The organism is Rhodococcus sp. P4_B6 (genome assembly GCF_056402215.1).
This window is the reverse complement of record NZ_JBFUHV010000039.1, coordinates 1-18,333: the sequence shown is the minus strand read 5'-3', so window position 1 is coordinate 18,333 and position 18,333 is coordinate 1. Positions and strand designations below refer to the sequence as shown.

Annotated in this window: 17 protein-coding genes and 1 pseudogene; 10 read left to right on the top strand and 8 right to left on the bottom strand. The window is 69.7% G+C overall.

Features of this window, described 5'->3' with window-relative positions; all coding sequences use genetic code 11:
- Positions 1-5: 5 nt before the first annotated feature.
- Genes AC1DWT_RS20075 through AC1DWT_RS20055 form a run of 5 tightly spaced genes read left to right on the top strand, consistent with a single transcriptional unit; the run spans position 6 to position 4,418 of the window.
- Positions 6-812, top strand: coding sequence for an S-methyl-5'-thioadenosine phosphorylase (locus AC1DWT_RS20075; RefSeq protein ID WP_477921911.1), 807 nt, complete (start codon positions 6-8; stop codon positions 810-812).
- Positions 809-1,876 (top strand): NAD-dependent epimerase/dehydratase family protein, encoded by a 1,068-nt coding sequence (locus AC1DWT_RS20070; protein WP_477921910.1) that lies wholly within the window; start codon positions 809-811, stop codon positions 1,874-1,876. The genes AC1DWT_RS20075 and AC1DWT_RS20070 overlap by 4 nt, the downstream gene beginning before the upstream one ends.
- Positions 1,869-2,531 carry a glycosyltransferase family 2 protein gene (locus AC1DWT_RS20065; protein ID WP_420855121.1) on the top strand — a complete coding sequence of 221 codons (663 nt, stop codon included), beginning with the start codon at positions 1,869-1,871 and terminating at the stop codon, positions 2,529-2,531. Before AC1DWT_RS20070 ends, AC1DWT_RS20065 begins: the two co-directional genes overlap by 8 nt.
- Positions 2,528-3,202 carry a TIGR04282 family arsenosugar biosynthesis glycosyltransferase gene (locus AC1DWT_RS20060; RefSeq protein WP_477921909.1) on the top strand — a complete coding sequence of 225 codons (675 nt, stop codon included), beginning with the start codon at positions 2,528-2,530 and terminating at the stop codon, positions 3,200-3,202. Before AC1DWT_RS20065 ends, AC1DWT_RS20060 begins: the two co-directional genes overlap by 4 nt.
- 46 nt (positions 3,203-3,248) lie before the next feature.
- Positions 3,249-4,418 carry an alpha/beta fold hydrolase gene (locus AC1DWT_RS20055; protein WP_477921908.1) on the top strand — a complete coding sequence of 390 codons (1,170 nt, stop codon included), beginning with the start codon at positions 3,249-3,251 and terminating at the stop codon, positions 4,416-4,418.
- On the opposite strand, the gene AC1DWT_RS20050 is transcribed toward AC1DWT_RS20055, so the two are convergent.
- Complete coding sequence (locus tag AC1DWT_RS20050; RefSeq protein ID WP_083395663.1) at positions 4,387-5,313, bottom strand: phosphatase PAP2 family protein; 927 nt, start codon at positions 5,311-5,313, stop codon at positions 4,387-4,389. The two genes, AC1DWT_RS20055 and AC1DWT_RS20050, sit on opposite strands and share 32 nt — an antisense overlap.
- 6 nt (positions 5,314-5,319) lie before the next feature.
- Positions 5,320-6,105, bottom strand: a complete 786-nt coding sequence (locus tag AC1DWT_RS20045; RefSeq protein ID WP_477921907.1) for a crotonase/enoyl-CoA hydratase family protein — start codon at positions 6,103-6,105, stop codon at positions 5,320-5,322.
- A gap of 79 nt (positions 6,106-6,184) precedes the next feature.
- On the opposite strand from AC1DWT_RS20045, the gene AC1DWT_RS20040 reads away from it, so the two are divergent.
- From AC1DWT_RS20040 to AC1DWT_RS20030, 3 genes are read left to right on the top strand one after another with little or no spacing between them, the layout of a single operon-like run.
- On the top strand, positions 6,185-6,796 hold the full coding sequence (locus tag AC1DWT_RS20040; RefSeq protein ID WP_072938145.1) for a TetR/AcrR family transcriptional regulator: 612 nt from the start codon (positions 6,185-6,187) through the stop codon (positions 6,794-6,796).
- Positions 6,793-8,430 (top strand): acyl-CoA dehydrogenase family protein, encoded by a 1,638-nt coding sequence (locus tag AC1DWT_RS20035; protein WP_072938147.1) that lies wholly within the window; start codon positions 6,793-6,795, stop codon positions 8,428-8,430. The genes AC1DWT_RS20040 and AC1DWT_RS20035 overlap by 4 nt, the downstream gene beginning before the upstream one ends.
- Entirely contained in the window at positions 8,427-9,440 is a 1,014-nt protein-coding gene (locus AC1DWT_RS20030) for a crotonase/enoyl-CoA hydratase family protein (protein WP_072938149.1), read from the top strand. Before AC1DWT_RS20035 ends, AC1DWT_RS20030 begins: the two co-directional genes overlap by 4 nt.
- A 25-nt stretch (positions 9,441-9,465) precedes the next feature.
- Here AC1DWT_RS20030 and AC1DWT_RS20025 read toward each other — a convergent pair whose 3' ends face one another.
- Both AC1DWT_RS20025 and AC1DWT_RS20020 read right to left on the bottom strand, forming a co-directional pair.
- Positions 9,466-10,725 carry an RNA polymerase sigma factor gene (locus AC1DWT_RS20025; RefSeq protein WP_095862925.1) on the bottom strand — a complete coding sequence of 420 codons (1,260 nt, stop codon included), beginning with the start codon at positions 10,723-10,725 and terminating at the stop codon, positions 9,466-9,468.
- A 1-nt stretch (position 10,726) separates the two neighbouring features.
- The gene (locus tag AC1DWT_RS20020) at positions 10,727-11,167 is read right to left on the bottom strand and encodes a YciI family protein (protein ID WP_072938154.1); all 441 of its coding nucleotides are present in this window, start codon (positions 11,165-11,167) and stop codon (positions 10,727-10,729) included.
- A 215-nt stretch (positions 11,168-11,382) separates the two neighbouring features.
- Here AC1DWT_RS20020 and AC1DWT_RS20015 point away from each other — a divergent pair, with 215 nt between their 5' ends.
- The gene (locus AC1DWT_RS20015) at positions 11,383-13,206 is read left to right on the top strand and encodes a flavin-containing monooxygenase (protein ID WP_072938157.1); all 1,824 of its coding nucleotides are present in this window, start codon (positions 11,383-11,385) and stop codon (positions 13,204-13,206) included.
- A gap of 101 nt (positions 13,207-13,307) precedes the next feature.
- On the opposite strand, the gene AC1DWT_RS20010 is transcribed toward AC1DWT_RS20015, so the two are convergent.
- On the bottom strand, positions 13,308-13,742 hold the full coding sequence (locus AC1DWT_RS20010) for an SRPBCC family protein (RefSeq protein WP_072938160.1): 435 nt from the start codon (positions 13,740-13,742) through the stop codon (positions 13,308-13,310).
- A 9-nt stretch (positions 13,743-13,751) separates the two neighbouring features.
- Complete coding sequence (locus AC1DWT_RS20005) at positions 13,752-14,051, bottom strand: DUF4193 domain-containing protein (protein ID WP_005248611.1); 300 nt, start codon at positions 14,049-14,051, stop codon at positions 13,752-13,754.
- 462 nt (positions 14,052-14,513) lie between these two features.
- On the opposite strand from AC1DWT_RS20005, the gene AC1DWT_RS20000 reads away from it, so the two are divergent.
- On the top strand, positions 14,514-15,524 hold the full coding sequence (locus tag AC1DWT_RS20000) for an iron-siderophore ABC transporter substrate-binding protein (RefSeq protein WP_477921905.1): 1,011 nt from the start codon (positions 14,514-14,516) through the stop codon (positions 15,522-15,524).
- Between the two features lie 4 nt (positions 15,525-15,528).
- Here AC1DWT_RS20000 and AC1DWT_RS19995 read toward each other — a convergent pair whose 3' ends face one another.
- Positions 15,529-17,913, bottom strand: a complete 2,385-nt coding sequence (locus tag AC1DWT_RS19995) for a glutamate--cysteine ligase (protein ID WP_477921902.1) — start codon at positions 17,911-17,913, stop codon at positions 15,529-15,531.
- A 167-nt stretch (positions 17,914-18,080) separates the two neighbouring features.
- Positions 18,081-18,333, bottom strand: a pseudogene (locus AC1DWT_RS19990) (gamma-glutamyltransferase); the annotation flags it as partial.

The following is an 18,333-nucleotide window of genomic DNA, read 5'->3' as shown; positions in this document are numbered from 1 at the left end:
AGCGTATGACCGCAACGAGTTCACCCGACCCGGTCCGCGCGGACGTCGCCGTGATCGGGGGAAGCGGCTTCTACTCGTTCTTCGACGAGGGAGCCATGGAAGTCACGATCGACACTCCGCACGGCCGCCCCAGCGCCCCGATCACGGTCGGCGACGTGGACGGCAGGACGGTGGCGTTCCTCCCCCGCCACGGAGCAAGGCACGAATTCGCTCCCCACACCATCCCGTACCGCGCGAACCTGTGGGCGCTGCGCACGCTGGGCGTGCAGCGGGTGTTCGCACCCTGCGCCGCCGGCAGCCTCACCCCGGACCTGGGACCGGGCACGATGGTCGTGCCGGACCAGCTGGTCGACCGCACCAGCGGCCGCGCGCAGACGTACTTCGACGGCGGCGGCGTGCACGTCCAGTTCGCCGACCCGTACTGCGCCGACCTGCGCAAGGCCGCCGCCCGGCCGGGCACCGTCGAGGGCGGTGTGCTGGTGGTGGTCGAGGGACCACGGTTCTCGACCCGGGCCGAGAGCCTGTGGTTCGCCCGGCAGGGCTGGGCCCTCGTCAACATGACGGGCCATCCCGAGGCGGTGCTCGCCCGGGAGCTCGAGATGTGCTACGCCACCATCGCTTTGGTCACCGATCTCGATGCGGGAATCGAGACCGGCGACGGGGTGCGGGCCGTGGACGTGTTCGCCGAGTTCCAGCGCAACCTCGGTTCACTGAAGACGTTGGTCCGGTCCGCGATCGCCGCCGCCCCCGACGGACCCTGCGACGCCTGCCGGGTCCACGAGGGTGTGACCCTGCCGATCGAGTTGCCATGACGGCAACACGCGTACTGCTCACGGGCGCAGCTGGATTCATCGGCGGCCACGTCCGCGCCGCACTGACCGAGGCCGGCCACGACGTCGTCGCCGTCGACGCACTGCTTCCGTCCGCGCACGGCACCGGCGCCGAACCCCCGGACGGTGTGCGGCGTGCCGACGTGCGCGACCTGCCAGCCCTGACCGAATTGCTGAGGGGTGTGGACGTGGTGTGTCATCAGGCTGCCGTCGTCGGCGCCGGCGTCGATGTGAGCGACGCCCCGGCCTATGCCAGTCACAACGATCTCGGCACGGCGACGCTGCTCGCCGCGATGCACGAGTCGGGTTGCCGGCGGCTGATACTCGCGTCGTCGATGGTCGTCTACGGGGCGGGCCGGTATCGCAACAGCCGGGGCGAGTTCGTGGAGCCGGCACCCCGGCGGGCCGAGGACCTCGAGGCGGGGATCTTCGACGAGACGGACCCCGGCACGGGTGAGCCCCTGGAGTGGGCACTCGTGGAGGAGAATTCGCCGCTGCGGCCGCGGAGTCTCTACGCCGCGGCCAAGGTGGCCCAGGAGCACTACGCCCTCGCCTGGGCACTGGCCACCGGCGGTTCCGTGACGGCGCTGCGCTACCACAACGTGTACGGCGACCACATGCCGCGCAACACCCCGTACTCCGGGGTGGCCGCGATGTTCCGCTCCGCCCTCGAGAACGGCGACCCTCCGCGCGTGTTCGAGGACGGCAGGCAGACGCGGGATTTCGTGCACGTCCACGACGTCGCGGCGGCGAACGTGGCCGCGATCGAGGCGGCGTTGCCGGGTTTCTCGGCGTTCAATGTGTGTTCGGGACAACCGACCACGATCGGCGAGGTGGCCGCGACGCTCGCGCGTTCGTACGGAGGGTCCGAACCCGTCGTCACCGGCGAGTACCGTCCCGGCGACGTGCGGCACATCGTCGCCGACCCCCGGCTGGCCCGGGAGCGGCTGGGGTTCCGGGCGCAGATCCTGCCCGCCGAGGGGATCGCGGCGTTCGCGTATGCACCCCTGAGGGATGCCGCGCCGGCGGGACCTCCCCGTGTCTGAGCGCGCGCCGATCTCTCCGCGGGACGTCACCGTCGTGATCCCGTGCATGAACGAGGCCGGTTCCCTGCCCGGAGTACTGGCCGCGGTGCCGCCCGATTACCGGACGGTGGTGGTGGACAACAACTCCACCGACGACACCGCCGCGGTCGCGGTGGCACACGGAGCGTCGGTGGTGCGGGAGCCCGTCCCGGGATACGGTTCGGCCGTGCACGCCGGGGTGCTGGCGGCGCAGACCATGGCGGTCTGCGTGCTGGACGGCGACGGCTCGATGGATCCGGGTGAACTCCCCCGGCTGGTCGCCGCCCTGGACTCGGGCGCCGACCTCGCCGTGGGGCGGCGACGGGGAACGTGGCCGCTGCACAGCAGGATCGGCAACGCCGTCCTCGCCGCCCGGCTCCGGCGCCGGTACGGGCTGCCGATCCACGACCTCGGTGCGATGAGAGCCGTACGCAGGCAGGACCTTCTCGATCTGGGGGTCGACAACCGCAGGTCCGGCTACCCACTGCAGCTTCTCGTGCTCGCGGGCCGCGCCCACTGGCGGGTCGTGGAGCAGGACGTCACGTATCGCCCGCGCACCGCGGGCACGTCGAAGGTGTCGGGTTCGCTGAAGGGCACCGTCGTCGCCGTCCACGACTTCTGGAAGGTGATCGGGTGACCCTCGACGTCGCCGTCCTCGTCGTCGCGAAGGCTCCAGTGCCCGGCTTCGCGAAAACCCGGCTGGCGCGGGACGTCGGCGACACAAGGGCCGCCGGCCTCGCCGCCGCCTCGCTGCTGGACACGCTCGACGCCGTCGCCGGGGCCGGGGTGGCGCAGCGGGTGGTGGCGATGACCGGCGACCTCGCCCGCGCGGTCCGGGGCAGCGACATCGCCGCGACGCTGAGCAGTTTCACCGTGGTGCCGCAGCGGGGTGAGAGTTTCGCGGAGCGGTTGGTGAACGCCCACGCCGACACGTTCGGCCATTTCGGTCTGCCGATTCTCCAGATCGGAATGGACACACCACAAGTGACGGCGGGACTGCTCGCCGACTCGGCGGACCTCCTCACCGAGCGGCGGGGCCGATGCGCCCTCGGGCTCGCGGAGGACGGCGGGTGGTGGATCCTCGGTGTGCCCGATGCGGTTTCGGCGCGGGCGATACTCTCCGTTCCCACGTCGAGTCCGGACACCGGGCGCCTCACCCGGGCGGCACTGCTCGCGGTCGGCGCCGAGGTGCTGTCGCTGCCGACGCTCCGCGACGTCGACTACGCGTCCGACGTCGCCCCGGTCGCCGCGCTCTGCCCGGATTCCAGCCGCTTCCGCCGTGAGTACTTGTCAACGTCGGGCGGTTAACAAGTACTCACGGGCGGCGGAGCCGCCACGCGTACCCTCGGAGTAGATGCCGGAGAGAGTGACACGCCATCCGTCCACCGTGGCCGACTGGAGCAACGACCGCCGCAAGGCGCGACTGCACGCGACACGGCTCGGTCACCGGTGGCAGAAATTCGGTCGCACCAGGCGCTTCCTCGCCGCCGTCGCGCTCGGCACCGTTCCCCTGCTCCTCGCCGGCGGCCAGTACTGGGTCCACGACGTCCAGCCCGAACGCCAGCGGCTCGCACTGACCCAGCCGCAGATCCACGAGGTGTACGACGCGCAGTCGCCCACCGACCACGACACCGCCGTCGTCGACCTCGTCGGCCTCGGCAACAAGGACGCCACCGACACGGCCAGGACGCTGTCCTCGTACGGCGGCATCGGGCGGGTCTGGGCGGTCCAGTACGACAACGGCGGTATCGACACCAAGGTGATCAGCGAACTGATCGCCGCCCGCGCAGCCGACGAAGGGATCGACAACGTCGTCCTGTCCGGGCACAGCATGGGCGGCGTCGTCGCGCTGGAGGTGGCACAGCACATCTACGAGGACACCGACGCCAACCTCATCGGCGTGGTGCTCGACTGCACCCCGGTGGACCTGCACGCCGTCCGGGCCGGGAGCCGGGACAGCGGCGAGGACATGTTGCGGTGGATCGGCTGGCTGCCCGGCGCGCGGGAGAGCAGGACGATGCGCGTGCTGGTGGAGACTGCGGCCCGGCAGAGCAGATTCCTGGACACGAAGTCGGACTGGTATCCGCACGTCGACGTCGACGAATTCCGCGACGTCCTCGACGAGGTCCTCACCGAGAAGGTCCTGTCGGAGGACGTCGCGAGCAACGGGCTGATCGAATCGCAGTTCAAGACCATCGTCGCGTCCGGCGCCATCGACAACCTGAAGTCGCTGGCGGTGGAGTCGGACGACAAACCGCGACCGGGGATCGTCTTCATGCGTCCCCGCGCGGGCTGGAAGGATCCGGTGGTCGACGTCGACTACACGCAGAAGATCCTCGTCGAACAGTCCGGTGGGGCCGACGGCGCACTGCTGGTGGCGAAACTCGACGGAACCGGCCACGCGAACCCGAACCAGCAACCGGTCGTGTACAACGAGGCGATCGTCAAGCGCATCCTGCCGTTCCTCCGCACCACGCTCGACGAGGTGTCGGTCACCAGCGACGCCTCGGGTGGCCGACGGTGAGATCTCGGCCAGGCAACGTCGTCGTGTGGGACTCCCACGCCCGCGCCAGGAGGATCGCCAGCCCCAGATACGCCCATCCCGCCAGCACGTCCACGACGTAGTGCTCGCCGCCGTAGACCAGGACGAACGCCATGGCGACCGGGTACGCCGCCAGCAGCACGCGCGACCACAGATTCTTCGCGAACGGCCACAACGCGACCGCCACCAGCAGCGCGAACGCGGCGTGCAGCGACGGCAGCGCGGCGACCGGATTGCTCTGCGCCTCCAGCCACCGCGTGCTGACATCCATGGGAACGACACCGAATCCGAAGCCCGCGACGCGACCCACGCTGCCGGAGATCACGTCCCCCTCGGCGGCCAGCCACGGCGGCACGGACGGAAGCAGAATGTACGTGACCAGCCCGAGATAGGACAACAGCAGTACCCGACGCATGTACCCCGACCACACGTCGCGCGAATACACGTAGAAGACGGCCGCGAGCACCCACGGCACGAGGAAGTGACTGGTGTAGACGATCCCCGTGAGCAGAGTCCACCACGGCAGCTCACCCGTCGGAGGCAGCAGAGTCTCCTGCAACCACACGGTGGGAATCGTGCCACCGAAGAGCCAGCTCTCCACGGTCACCAGTTCCTGCGCCCGCACGGGCATCCCGAGGTGGTGGGCGACACCCCGGCTGAGGTCGTAGACGACGAGGGCAGCGATGAGCGGCAACCAGTCCCACACGACCCGCACATGGTCCCGCCACGGCCGGTCGATCGTGAACGCGATCAGGCCCGCGACGATCCACGTCGCCTGGTAGATGCGGTCGGTGGGCAGCCCCAGCGTGAAGATCGTGACGGTCAGCGCGAGCAGGTATGCGCTCCATGCCACCGCCCGTGAGTACTTGTTAACCACGGGCGGTTAAGAAGTACTCACGGGCGCAGCATCCCCGTGCCTGCCTGCCCCGGCGGCGAAGCGCGCGGCGCCCTCGATCATTCCGTTGGCCAGAGAGATTGCGCCGTGCCGGAATTCGTTCAGCAGGGCCTGATCCTCGGTGAGCCCCGACTGCTCCAGCAGCGACAACCGGTCCTGCCGCAGGCACATCTGGGGCAGGCCGGCGATCTCGGTGGCCAGTTGCCGGGCTGCGGTGAGGGCCTCCCCCGCCGCGACCTTCCGGTTGATCAGCCCGATACTCAGGGCTTCGTCGGCGTCGACCGGCCGCCCGGTGAGGACGAGGTCCATCGCGCGGCTCTCCCCGATGAGCCTCGGCAGGCGGACGGTTCCGCCGTCGATGAGCGGCACGCCCCAGCGTCGGCAGAACACTCCGAGGACGGCGTCCGCACCGGCGACCCGCAGGTCGGCCCACAACGCCAGTTCGAGCCCGCCCGCCACCGCGTGCCCGTCGATCGCGGCGATCACCGGTTTCGACAACCGCATCCGGGAGATACCCATCGGCGCGTCGCCGTCGGGCGCCACCCGATTCCCGGTCCCGGAACTGATCGCCTTGAGATCCGCTCCCGCGCAAAATGTTCCGCCCTCGCCGTGCAGCACCGCGACGGACGCGGCCTCGTCCGCGTCGAAGGCGCGGAAGGCGTCGGCGAGCGCCTCGGCGGTGGGCCGGTCGACCGCGTTGCGGACTTCGGGCCGATTCAGGCTGATCGTCCTGACCGGGCCGTCCTTGCGGACGAGTACCAAATCGGAAGTCATCGCATGCGCCTTTCCTCGCCGGTGTAGCCGACGCTAGCACCCTTGACGCAAGAACGGAACGGGTGTTCACTTCTTGGGTATGGCCTACCGGCGCACACCCGCCGTCCAGGAACGCCTGGACGCTCTCCGCACCACCCTCATCGACTCCGCGATCGGGCTGATCGCCCGCGACGGTTACGCCGGATGCTCGATCTCCGCGGTCGCCGCGGAGGCCGGCGTCGGCACCGGCACCGTCTACCGGCACTTCTCGAACAAGGGCGAACTGTTCGCGGAAGTGTTCCGCATCGTCTGCAGTCGCGAGGTGAGCGCCGCCGTCGAATCCGGTAACACCGCCCGTGCCGACGAGGGTCGTTGCGTCGCCGCCGTTTCCGCCTCCGTCGCCACGTTCGCCGAACGCGCGCTGCGCGCACCCACCCTGGCGTACGCACTGCTCGTGGAACCCGTCGACCCGCAGGTCGACACGGAGCGCCTGCTGTTCCGCGAATCGTTCCGCGACGCCCTCGCGGTGGCGATCGCCGGCGCCGTCGAGGCCGGGGAGATCCCGGACCAGGACGCGTCGGTCACGGCCGCCTGCATCGTCGGCGCCATCGGCGAAGCACTGATCCTGCCCCTCGCCCGCGGCGCCGCCGACGCCGCGATCATCCCCGCCCTGCTCACGTTCACCCTTCGATCCCTCGGGAGCCCGACATGAGTGCCACACACGAGGTCGTCAACCAGGTGCCGCCGCTGATCAATTTCGACGCCGCCGATTACGCACCGATCCTCGAAGCGCTGCAACGCGAAGGCGCCCACGACGCGCTCGAAGAATTGCACGACGTCGGACGCCTCGCCGGGAGCGAGGAGGCGCAGCGCTGGGGCGACCTCGCCGAGGCGCACCCTCCCGTCCTGCGCACCCACGACCGCTACGGCCACCGAATCGACGAGGTCGAGTACGACCCGGCCTACCACCAGCTGATGACCACCGCCGTCGAGATGGGCCTGCACGGCGCACCGTGGGCCGACCCGCACCCGCGCGCCCACCTGGTACGGGCCGCGAAGATGGCGGTGTGGGGCCAGGTCGACGCCGGCCACGGCTGCCCGATCTCCATGACGTATGCCGTCGTCCCCGCCCTCCGGCACAACCGTGAGCTGGCGGAACGATACGAACCGTTGCTCACCGCCCGGGTCTACGATCCCGCGCTGCATCCTCCGCTGACGAAGGCCGGGCTGATCGCCGGGATGTCGATGACGGAGAAGCAGGGCGGCTCCGACGTCCGCGCGGGCACCACCCGGGCCGTGCCGCAGTCCGATGGCAGCTACCTGCTGACCGGGCACAAGTGGTTCACGTCGGCGCCGATGTCCGACGTGTTCCTGGTGCTCGCCCAGGCACCCGGCGGACTGTCGTGCTTCTTCCTGCCCAGAGTCCTGCCGGACGGGACCCGCAACCGAATGCACCTGCAGCGCCTCAAGGACAAGCTCGGCAACCACTCCAACGCCAGCAGCGAGGTCGAGTACGACGAGGCCGTTGCCTGGCTCGTCGGCGAGGAAGGTCGCGGGGTTCCGACGATCATCGAGATGGTCAACATGACCCGCCTCGACTGCACCATCGGCACGTCCACCGGCATGCGGGTCGGCACGGCGCAGGCCGCACATCACGCCGTGCACCGGAGCGCGTTCGGCGCCCACCTGGTGGATCAGCCGCTGATGCGGAACGTGCTCGCCGACCTCGCCGTCGAGTCGGAGGCGGCTACGACCGTCGCCCTGTGGCTGGCCGCGCTGACCGACCGGGCGACCGCGGGCGACGAGCACGCGAACACGCTCCGCCGCATCTCGCTGTCGGTCAGCAAGTATTTCGTCTGCAAGCGCGGGCCGATCCATGCCGCCGAGGCCCTGGAATGCCTGGGCGGCAACGGGTACGTGGAGGAATCCCGGATGCCGCGACTGTACCGGGAGGCGCCCCTGCTGTCGGTGTGGGAGGGCTCCGGCAACGTCGCCGCCCTGGACACCCTGCGCGCGATGGCCAAACAGCCGGAGACGCTTCAGGTGTTCTTCGACGAACTCGGCGCGACCGCCGGCGCCGACGCGCGACTCGACGCCGCCGTCACGGATCTGAAGGCGAGTTTCGGCGACCTCGACACGCTCGAGCACCGGGCGCGGCGAATCGTCGGCGACATGGCGGTCGCCCTCCAGGGTTCGCTGCTCGTCCGCCACGGGCACCCGGCGGTGGCCGACGCGTTCTGCGTCAGCCGGCTGTCCGGCGACTGGGGCACCGTGTTCGGCACACTGCCGACCGGCGTCGACACCGCCGCCATCATCGACCGCGCCACCCCCAAGGTGGGGTCATGACCGACCACGCCGGCACCCGCCCGGCGGCCTGGCGCGACGGCTGGGACGAGGGCGCAGACTCCCTGTTCGCGGGTCGTGAACCGGACCGGGCCGACGAGCCGGAGTACCGGACCCTCAGCTACGAGGTGACCGGACGCATCGCCCGGATCACGTTCGACCGGCCGGAGCACGGCAACGCGATCACCGCCGACACTCCCGTGGAGCTCGCCGCCACCGTGGAACGCGCCGACCTCGACCCGCGCGTGCACGTGATCCTGCTGTCGGGGCGCGGTAAAGGATTTTGCGGCGGATACGACCTGGGCGTCTTCGCGGAGAACAGCGGCGGCAGCGGCGAACGACCGGGCGAGACGACGGGCACCGTCCTCGATCCGATCGTGCAGGCACGCAACCACAATCCGTTCGCCAACTGGGATCCGATGGCCGACTACGCGATGATGAGCCGGTTCAACCGTGGCTTCGCGAGCCTGCTGCACGCGAACAAGCCGACCGTCGCGAAGATCCACGGATTCTGCGTGGCGGGCGGCACCGACATCGCGCTGTACTGCGACCAGATCGTCGCCGCGGACGACACGAAGATCGGCTATCCCCCGACCCGGGTGTGGGGTGTGCCGGCCGCCGGCATGTGGGCGCACCGCCTCGGCGACCAGCGGGCGAAACGACTCCTCCTCACCGGCGACTGCATCACCGGACGGCAGGCGGCCGAGTGGGGTCTCGCCGTGGAGTCGGCGCCCGCGGACGAACTCGACCGCCGCACCGAGGACCTCGTCGAGCGGATCGCGCAGATGCCGATCAACCAGCTGATGATGGTCAAACTCGCGCTGAACAGCGCGCTGCTCGCGCAGGGCGTCGCCAACTCGACGATGGTGGGCACCGTCTTCGACGGGATGTCCCGGCACACCCGCGAGGGGTATGCGTTCCAATTGCGCTCGGCCACCGCCGGATTCCGTGAGGCCGTCCGCGAACGCGACGAGCCGTTCGGCGACCACAAGCAGTCCCGTCCGGGGCGCTGATCCGCTCCGCGACCACCCGGCCGCCTCACGCTTCGGTGCGCGCGGACGCGGCGGCGGCCCGTGCCATGAGCAGGTTGCGTTCCCGCCGGGTGGGTGCGGTGGCCGCGGCGTCCTCGAGCGTCCGGGCTGCCTCCTCGTAGCGGCCGAGGCGTTCGAGAACTTCGCCTCGCACCGCGCCGTACAGATGGAGGCGGGCCAGCCGGGGATCGTCCCGCACCGCGTCGAGGGCGGCCAGCGCCGCGTCCGGGCCGTCCGAATGCAGCAGCGCCACCGCGCGATTGAGTTCCACCACCGGCGACGGCGCCACCTGCGCCAGCGCGTCGTACAGGGCGACGATCGCCTCCCAGTCCGTGTCCTCGAAACGAGGCGCCCGGGCGTGACATCCGGCGATCGCGGCCTGCAACGAATAGGGACCGAGCGGGCGGCCCAGCGCGACGGCCCGCTCCAGCGCGGCATTACCGTGCTTCAACAGGATGCGGTCCCACCGCGACCGGTCCTGATCCTGCAACAGGATCGGCTCGCCGCCCGGGCCCAGCCGAGCGGCGAACCGCGACGCCTGCAACTCGGTCAGCGCCACCAGTCCGTGCACCTCGGGCTCACGGGGTAGCAGTCCGGCGAGGACACGGGCGAGCCGCATCGCCTCGGCGGCGAGGTCACGTCGTATCCAGTCCTCACCCGACGTGGCGGCGTAGCCCTCGTTGAACACCAGGTAGACCACCTCGAGCACCGCCGACAGTCGCGCCGGAAGTTCCTCGCGCGCCGGCACCTCGAACGGCACCTTCGCCTCCGACAGCGTCCGCTTGGCCCTGCTGATCCGCTGTCCCATCGTCGCCGACGGCACCAGGAACGCCCGCGCGATCTCGTCCGTCCGGAGACCACCCACCAGCCGGAGTGTCAACGCCACCCGCGACTCCCGGGGAAGCACCGGGTGACACGCCACGAACACCAGCGCCAGCAGATCGTCCTCCACACCCTCGACCGCGTCCGGCGCGGGCATCGCGCTCGGCTGCTGCGCCGACGGGTCCACGGCGATCTGCGTGTACTTCGACTGCTGCGACCGCTCACGGCGAATCCGATCGATCGCCTTGTGTTTGGCCGTCGCCGTCAGCCACGCACCCGGATTGTCCGGGACGCCGTCCCGCGGCCACTGCTCCAGCGCCAGCACGAACGCGTCCTGCGCGATCTCCTCGGCCGTGCCGACATCACGGACGAGACGGGTGAGGGACGCGATGAGCCGCGGCGACTCCATCCGCCACACCGCCTCGACCGTGCGCCGCGCGTCCATGTCAGCGGTCGGGGTGCTGCTCGCGGATCCGCGCCGCGAGCGCCTCTTCCCGCTCCCGCAACTCCGGCGTGAACTCGTCCCCGAAGTCGTCCGACTCGAAGATCGGCCGCACCTCGATCAGCTGTCGTATTCCGGTGCCGGGGTCGGCGGGGCACTTCTTCACCCACTCGATCGCCTCCTCGAGGGACCGCACCTCCCAGATCCAGAAACCCGCGACGATCTCCTTCGACTCCGTGAACGGGCCGTCGACCACCGACGTCGTGCCGCCCTCGAACACCACCCGCGCCCCGGCGCTGGTCGGCTTCAGACCCTGCCCGTCGAGCATGATCCCGGCGTTCACCAAGTCCTCGTTGTACGCGCTCATCGCGGCGAGCATCGCCTCCGTCGGGGCGATCTTGTCTTCGTCGGCTCCGGCACCCTCGATCATCACCATGACCCGCATGATTTCCTCCTCGATTGTGGTCGGTCCCGGCCTCTGCCCGGACTCACACGGTACGTCGAACGGCGGGCCCGGCTTTCGACATCAGCCGTGAGTACTTGTTAACCGCCGGCGGTTAACGAGTACTCACGGGGGGCGATTGCAACACGATGCAACGCTTGCCGCTCAGCTCCGACCGGCGTGTGCTGTATGTCACATACCGAGCGAAGGAGAGGTACATGACACAGACGGTCCAGCCGACTGAGGTGCAGACGACCCTGACCCCCCAGGAACGCGTCGACCTGTGGTTGGCGAGCTTCGAATCCGCTCTCGCCACGCGCGACGTCGATCGCGCCGCGGGCATGTTCGCCGTCGACAGCTTCTGGCGGGACCTGGTGGCGTTCACCTGGAACCTCAAGACCGTGGAGGGGCGCGACGCCGTCGCCGCGATGCTGCACGCACGCCTCGACGACACCGACCCGACGAACTTCCGCACCACCGAGACCCCGGACGAGGCGGACGGCGTCACGTCCGCGTGGATCGAATTCGAGACGGCGACGGGCCGGGGCAAGGGGCACCTGCGGCTGAAGGACGACGAGGCGTGGACGTTCCTCACCACCATGCAGGAGTTGAAGGGCCACGAGGAACGCCGGGGACGGAACCGCGTCAAGGGCGCGGTCCACGGCTCCGGCGGCGACACCCAGAGCTGGGCGGAGAAGCGGGAGATCGAGGAGCGGGAACTCGGCTACACCCGGCAGCCGTACGTTCTCGTGATCGGCGGCGGCCAGGGCGGCATCGCGCTCGGCGCACGGCTGCGCCAACTCGGGGTGCCGGCCATCGTCGTCGACAAGAACGAACGCCCCGGCGACCAGTGGCGCAACCGGTACAAGTCGCTGTGCCTGCACGACCCGGTCTGGTACGACCACCTGCCGTACATGCAGTTCCCGGACAACTGGCCGGTGTTCGCCCCGAAGGACAAGATCGGCGACTGGCTCGAGATGTACACGAAGGTGATGGAGATTCCGTACTGGGCGTCCACCACCTGCACGTCCGCGAGGTTCGACGAAGAAACGAAGGAGTGGACCGTCGTCCTCGACCGCGACGGCGAAGAGGTGGTGCTCCACCCGAAGCAGTTGGTGCTCGCCACCGGCATGTCGGGCAAACCGAACGTTCCGACGTTCCCCGGCCAGGACGTCTTCCGCGGTGAGCAGCACCACTCGAGCCGGCACCCCGGTCCGGACGCCTACGCCGGGAAGCGCGTCGTCGTCGTCGGAGCCAACAACTCGGCGCACGACATCTGCAAGGCGCTCTTCGAGACCGGCGCCGACGTGACGATGCTGCAGCGGTCGTCCACGCACATCGTGAAGTCGGATTCGCTGATGGACCTCGGCCTCGGCGACCTCTACTCGGAGCGCGCGCTCGCGGCGGGCATGACGACGGAGAAGGCCGACCTCACGTTCGCGTCGCTGCCGTACAAGATCATGCACGAATTCCAGATCCCGATCTATCAGAAGATCGCCGAACGGGACAAAGACTTCTACGAGCGACTCGAAAAGGCCGGTTTCAAGCTCGATTTCGGTGACGACGGTTCCGGTCTGTTCATGAAGTACCTGCGCCGCGGGTCCGGCTACTACATCGACGTCGGCGCGTCCGAACTCGTCGCGGACGGCAGCATCCACCTCGTGTCCGGACAGGTCGACCATCTCAGCGAGGACGCCGTGGTTCTCACCGACGGCACCGAGTTGCCTGCCGACCTCGTCGTCTACGCCACCGGCTACGGGTCGATGAACGGCTGGGCCGCCGACCTCATGGGCCAGGAAGTGGCCGACAAGGTCGGAAAGTGCTGGGGTCTCGGCTCCGACACCACCAAGGACCCCGGGCCGTGGGAGGGCGAACAGCGCAACATGTGGAAGCCCACCCAGCAGGAAGCGCTGTGGTTCCACGGCGGCAACCTGCACCAGTCGCGGCACTACTCGCTGTACCTCGCCCTGCAGCTCAAAGCGCGGCACGAGGAGATCCCGACACCGGTCTACGGGCTGCAGGAGGTGCATCACCTCAGCTGATCGGTCCCGACACAACGCGGGCGCCTCGCATCGTGCGGGGCGCCCGCACACTGTGTGCGTCCAGACACGGTGTGCGGCCAGACACGGTGTGCGGCAGATTGTTACCTCGCCTCGAGGACCCCGGTCATCTGTTTGACGGTCTTGCCCGCGAGTACCTCGAACGCGAGGCGGGCGGCGGGGTCGGCGAAGCGCGCCAGGCCGGTGAATTCGAGATGCGCGCGGTAGGTGATCGACGTCGAGGCGTCGTGCACCTTCTCGAACGACAGGTCGTCCGACGTGACCGCGGCTCCGTTGCGACCCTCGAAGACGACGTGATCGGGGTCGTCGCGGGTCATGCGGTAGGTGAGTTCGGTGGTGCGCCCGAAGAACGAGGACACGTTGCGCCATTCCGTGCCCACCGCCACCGGACCGGGCGTGGTCTGCTCGCACTTCTCGGTCCCGGGATCCCAGGCCGTGGTGTTCGCGAAGTCACGCAGGTATGCGACGACTTCCCCGAGCGGTGAGGCGACGGTGAACGTTCTGCTGACGTCGGCCACGCGGGCCTCCTATGCGCAGTCGCGGCAGATCAGCTGCCCGCCCTCTTCGGACGCGAGACGCGAACGATGATGGACCAGGAAGCAACTGCTACAGGTGAATTCGTCGGCCCTCTTCGGGACGACCCGGACCGTGAGTTCCTCACCGGACAGGTCGGCGCCGGGCAGTTCGAAGGACTCCGCCGTGTCGGTCTCCTCGACGTCGACGACGGACGACTGCGAGTCGTTCCTCCGTGTCTTCAGTTCTTCGAGCGAGTCCGCGGCGAGTTCGTCGTCGACGGTAACCCGTGGTGCGTCGTAGTCGGTTGCCATGACTTCCTCCCTTTGGCTCATGTTCCCCGTGTCGTGAAATTCCACACTTGCGGGGCACGGTTGCTAGACAACGCACCGATCCCGCATTTTGTTCCCGGGCGGCCACAGCTGCCCTGTGATTGCGGGATGCCCGTTCCGGGTACCACTCAATCAGCCGATCGGAAGGTGGTCTGTCGATGACGAGTGCGCGCGACGAGCACGGCAATCCCGTGCCCGACCCGGAGCCGGTGCCGCCGTCACCGGGCCCTCCTCCCGTGCCGCCGACGCCGACACCACCCCACCCGTTTCCGCCGGAGCCGGGTCCGGAACCCGCACCGCCCGAGCCGGGACCGCAGCCTGGTCCGCCGGGGCCGACGCCGCCCCCTGGTCCGCCGATTCCCGAGCCGACTCCCCCGTTTCCGCCACAGATGCACAGCCCCACCCACTCCCTGTAGGTTAGCCTCACCTACAGGGAGGTAGTGGATGCGAACGCTCAACCGTCGCAAGTTCCTGACCGTGAGCGCCGGGGTCGGCATGGCCGCCGTCGCCGCAGCGTGCTCGTCCGGCACCGAAGCCGGCGCCGAAGGCGACACCCGGACGGTGACGCACAAGAAGGGAACGACCGAAGTCCCGGGCGACCCTCAGCGGATCGTCACCGTCGGCTACTCCGACCAGGACACGCTCCTCGCGTTCGGACGGACGCCGGTCGGCGTCACCGACTGGTACGGCGACTATCCGGACGCCACCTGGCCCTGGGCCCAGGACGCGCTCGGCGGTGCGCACCCCGAAGTCTTCAACCGCGGACAGTTCACCGGTGAGGCCAACTTCGCGTACGAGGAGATCGCGAAACTCGGCCCCGACCTGATCCTCGCGCTGTACATCGACGTCGACGACGACGCGTATCAGCGACTTTCGGCCATCGCGCCCACCGTCACGACATCTCCGGACTACCCCGATTTCGGCATGCCGTGGCAGGACGCCGTCCGCATCGTCGGCACCACCCTCGGCGAGGACCGGAAGGCGGATCAACTCGTCGCCGACGTCGACGACCTGGTCGCGCAGCAGCGCGCCGCCCACCCCGAATTCGAGGGCAAGACGGTCGCGGTGGCCGAACTGGGCGACGCCGGGTCGTTCTACGTCCGCTCCCCGAACGACCCCCGCTCACGCCTGATGACGTCGCTCGGGTTCGTCGTCCCGGAGCAGATCACCCAGCTCGCGGGCGACCAGGACGCGTTCACCATCAGCAAGGAACAGCTGAACATCCTCGACGTCGACGTCCTCGTCTGGAACGTGGGCAGCAGCCCCGGCGCCGAAGCGCAGATCACCGCGGACCCCGTCTATCAGTCGCTGCCGGTGGCGAAGGCCGGACGGGCCGTGTTCGTCGACGACCCCACCGTCTCCGGCGCTCTCACCTGGGGCACCGTCCTCAGCCTCCCTTACGCCGTCGACGCCCTCGTGCCGAAACTGGCGGAGGCCGCCGGCAAACCGGCCTGACCGTTCACTCCGACTCGTCTTCGAGCCGGGTGAGCGCGACCAGCGTCCGGACCCCGTGCACCATGGCGCGTTCGTCGAGGTTGAAACCCGGCTGGTGCAGCTCCTGGGGTGTGCCGGTGCCGTCCCACACGCCGAGCCTGGCCATCGCGCCCGGGACCTTCTCGAGGTACCAGGCGAAGTCCTCGCCGCCGCTGGACTGATGGGCCTCGCCCAGGTGGTCGAAGCCGACGACCGATTCGATCGCCTCACGCAGGTCGGCGGTGCAGTCGGGATCGTTGACGACGGGCGGGACACCTTGCCGGTAGGAGAGCTCGTACCGCACGTTGTACGGTGCGAGCAGGTGGCAGATCGCGTCCGTGACCAGCGGTTCGAGCAAGGCCCACGTCTCGCGGGACGCACTGCGCAGGGTGCCGACCAGTTCACCCGACTCGGGCACGGAGTTCGCGGCCTGCCCCGCGGCCACCTTGCCCCACGTGAGGACGGTCGCGGTGCGGGCGTCGATGCGGCGGTCGAGCACGGACGCGAGTCCCGTCACCAGGACGGCGGCGGCGTGGATCAGATCGCCGGTCAGGTGCGGCCGGGCGGTGTGCCCGCCCGACGACCACAACCGCACGGTGACGGAGTCGTTGGACGAGGTGATCGGCCCGGTCCGGGTGGCCAGCTTGCCGACTTCGAGGTGCGGGTCGCAGTGCAGCGCGAAGATCTTCGACACCCCGTCGAGTGCGCCCGCGGCGATCGTGTCGACGGAGCCGCCGGGTGTCGTCTCCTCGGCGGGCTGGAAGATGAGCCGGACCCGGGTCGGCGGCGGGTACTTCACGAGGACCGACGCCGCCCCCATCAGCATCGCGGTGTGGGCGTCGTGACCGCAGGCGTGCGACACCCCGGGGACCGTCGACTCGAACGGGAGACCCGTCGCCTCGGCGACCGGGAGTGCGTCGAGGTCGGCGCGCAGGGCGACGCACTCACCCGTCTCCGGGCCGAGGTCGCACCACAGGCCGGTGCCGCCGGGCAACACGACGGGTTCGAGTCCGAGACCCATGAGGTGGGTGCGCACGATTCCGGTGGTCCGGCGTTCCTCGAACGACAGCTCCGGATGCGCGTGCAGATCCCGGCGCCACTCGATCAGCTTCTTCTCGTCGAGCTCCGTCGACTCCGTCCACGTCATGTCGGCGGTGTCGGCGCGATCCCACAGCCTGGCGCTCCAGTACCGCCGGGTCCGGCGACCACCGATCGAGGTCGGGTCCGTCCGGGGCGGCGCGGGCGGGACCTCCACCTCCGGGAGGTGTTCGGTGCGGCCCGCCGTCTCTGCGAGCAGCAGGTCGACGACGTCGGTGAGCCGGCCTCGGCGAGCGAGCGCGTGACGTTGCCGGGCCGCGGAACTCCCGTGGGCGGACGCCTCGGCGGACAACTCCAGCACGGTGTCCCAGTCGCCTGCCTGCTCGAGCTGCGGTCGCAGCGAGTTCACGAAGTCGCCGACGAGGTCGGACGCGGGACGCGCCTGCGGAAACCGCACGTCGACCAACTCCCCCTCCAACCCCGACCGCGCCGCCCGCCACAACGCCGCCCGCGTCAGGGTCGGGACCACCTCGACGCCCTTCGTCCCTGCGCGCAGACCCTCCACCTCGCGTTCGACGAGCGCCCGGAAGAGGGCGGCGACGAGCACGACCGTGTCCAGCCGGGGGCAGCTGTCGCACACCCGCAACTCCAGGGTCGGAAGCTTCACCGACGGCCGGACGTCGAAATACGCCATGCCCGGGTCGCTGATCACCCCGCTGGCGACCAGGTCGTCGATCAGGGCGCCGTACTCGACGGCCGAGGCGACGGGCGCGGCCGGACCGGTGCTGGGCCAGCGCAACCACAGAAGCGTCCGCGCGCTCGCATAGCCGGTGTCCGCACCGTCCGACCGGAACGGGGAACTCGCGCTGAGCGCCAGGAGGACGGGCATGTGCGGGGCGACACGGTGCGCGACCTGCACGGCCTCGTCACGGTCGGGCAGGTCGACGTGAACCTGGGTGCCGCAGATCAGCTGCTCACGGGCGAGCACCTGGTAGTCCGCGAGCATCCGCCGGTAGCGCTGCGTCCCCGTCACGTGCATCTCGGCGGGCAGCGCCAGCGGCATCGAACCCGCGGCCGCCACCCCGATCCCGAGTCCCTCGGCCGCGTCGATCAGCACCGTTCGGTGCCGCTCCAGATCGCTGCGCAGGCCGTCGAGGTCGGCGTACACACCGCTGTTCACCTCGACGACGCACTGCTGGAGTTCGTCGACGTACACGTCGTCGGGAAGTCGTGCCAGCAACTCCGGCGCGCGGGTGGTCAGGCGCCGGGTCTTGCGATCGATGAGATGGAATTCCTCTTCGACCCCCACTTTCCGTGGGTCGCTGACGAGCACGATGTGCCTCTATTTCCCTGTGGCACCCTCGGTATGGTCGAAGAACGCCCAGGTGCCGTCCGGGGGATCGTTCACATCGTTGTTCGCCATGGTCGATGGGTTCCCCGCCGGTCGGGGTCTGAACCATCGGATGGACTATCCCCTCTTCTTCACACCGCATTCGCGGTTCAGCCGGTGCCGTCACCCATCACCGCGCCCTCCCGCCGCGGGTCCGCGCCGCCGACCCACCCCGAGTCCTGACGCTGCAGCGCACTGAGCCCGCTGGACTGCGGTGCGACCGACACCTGGTGACCCATCGCCCGCAGTTGCACGATCAACGGGTCGGCGGCGCCGTCGTCGACCGCGTCGATGTTCGGATGCTCTCCGCCGACGCCGGTGACCGGGGTGTTGGCCGCCCCGAAGTCGACCGCCGACACGGCC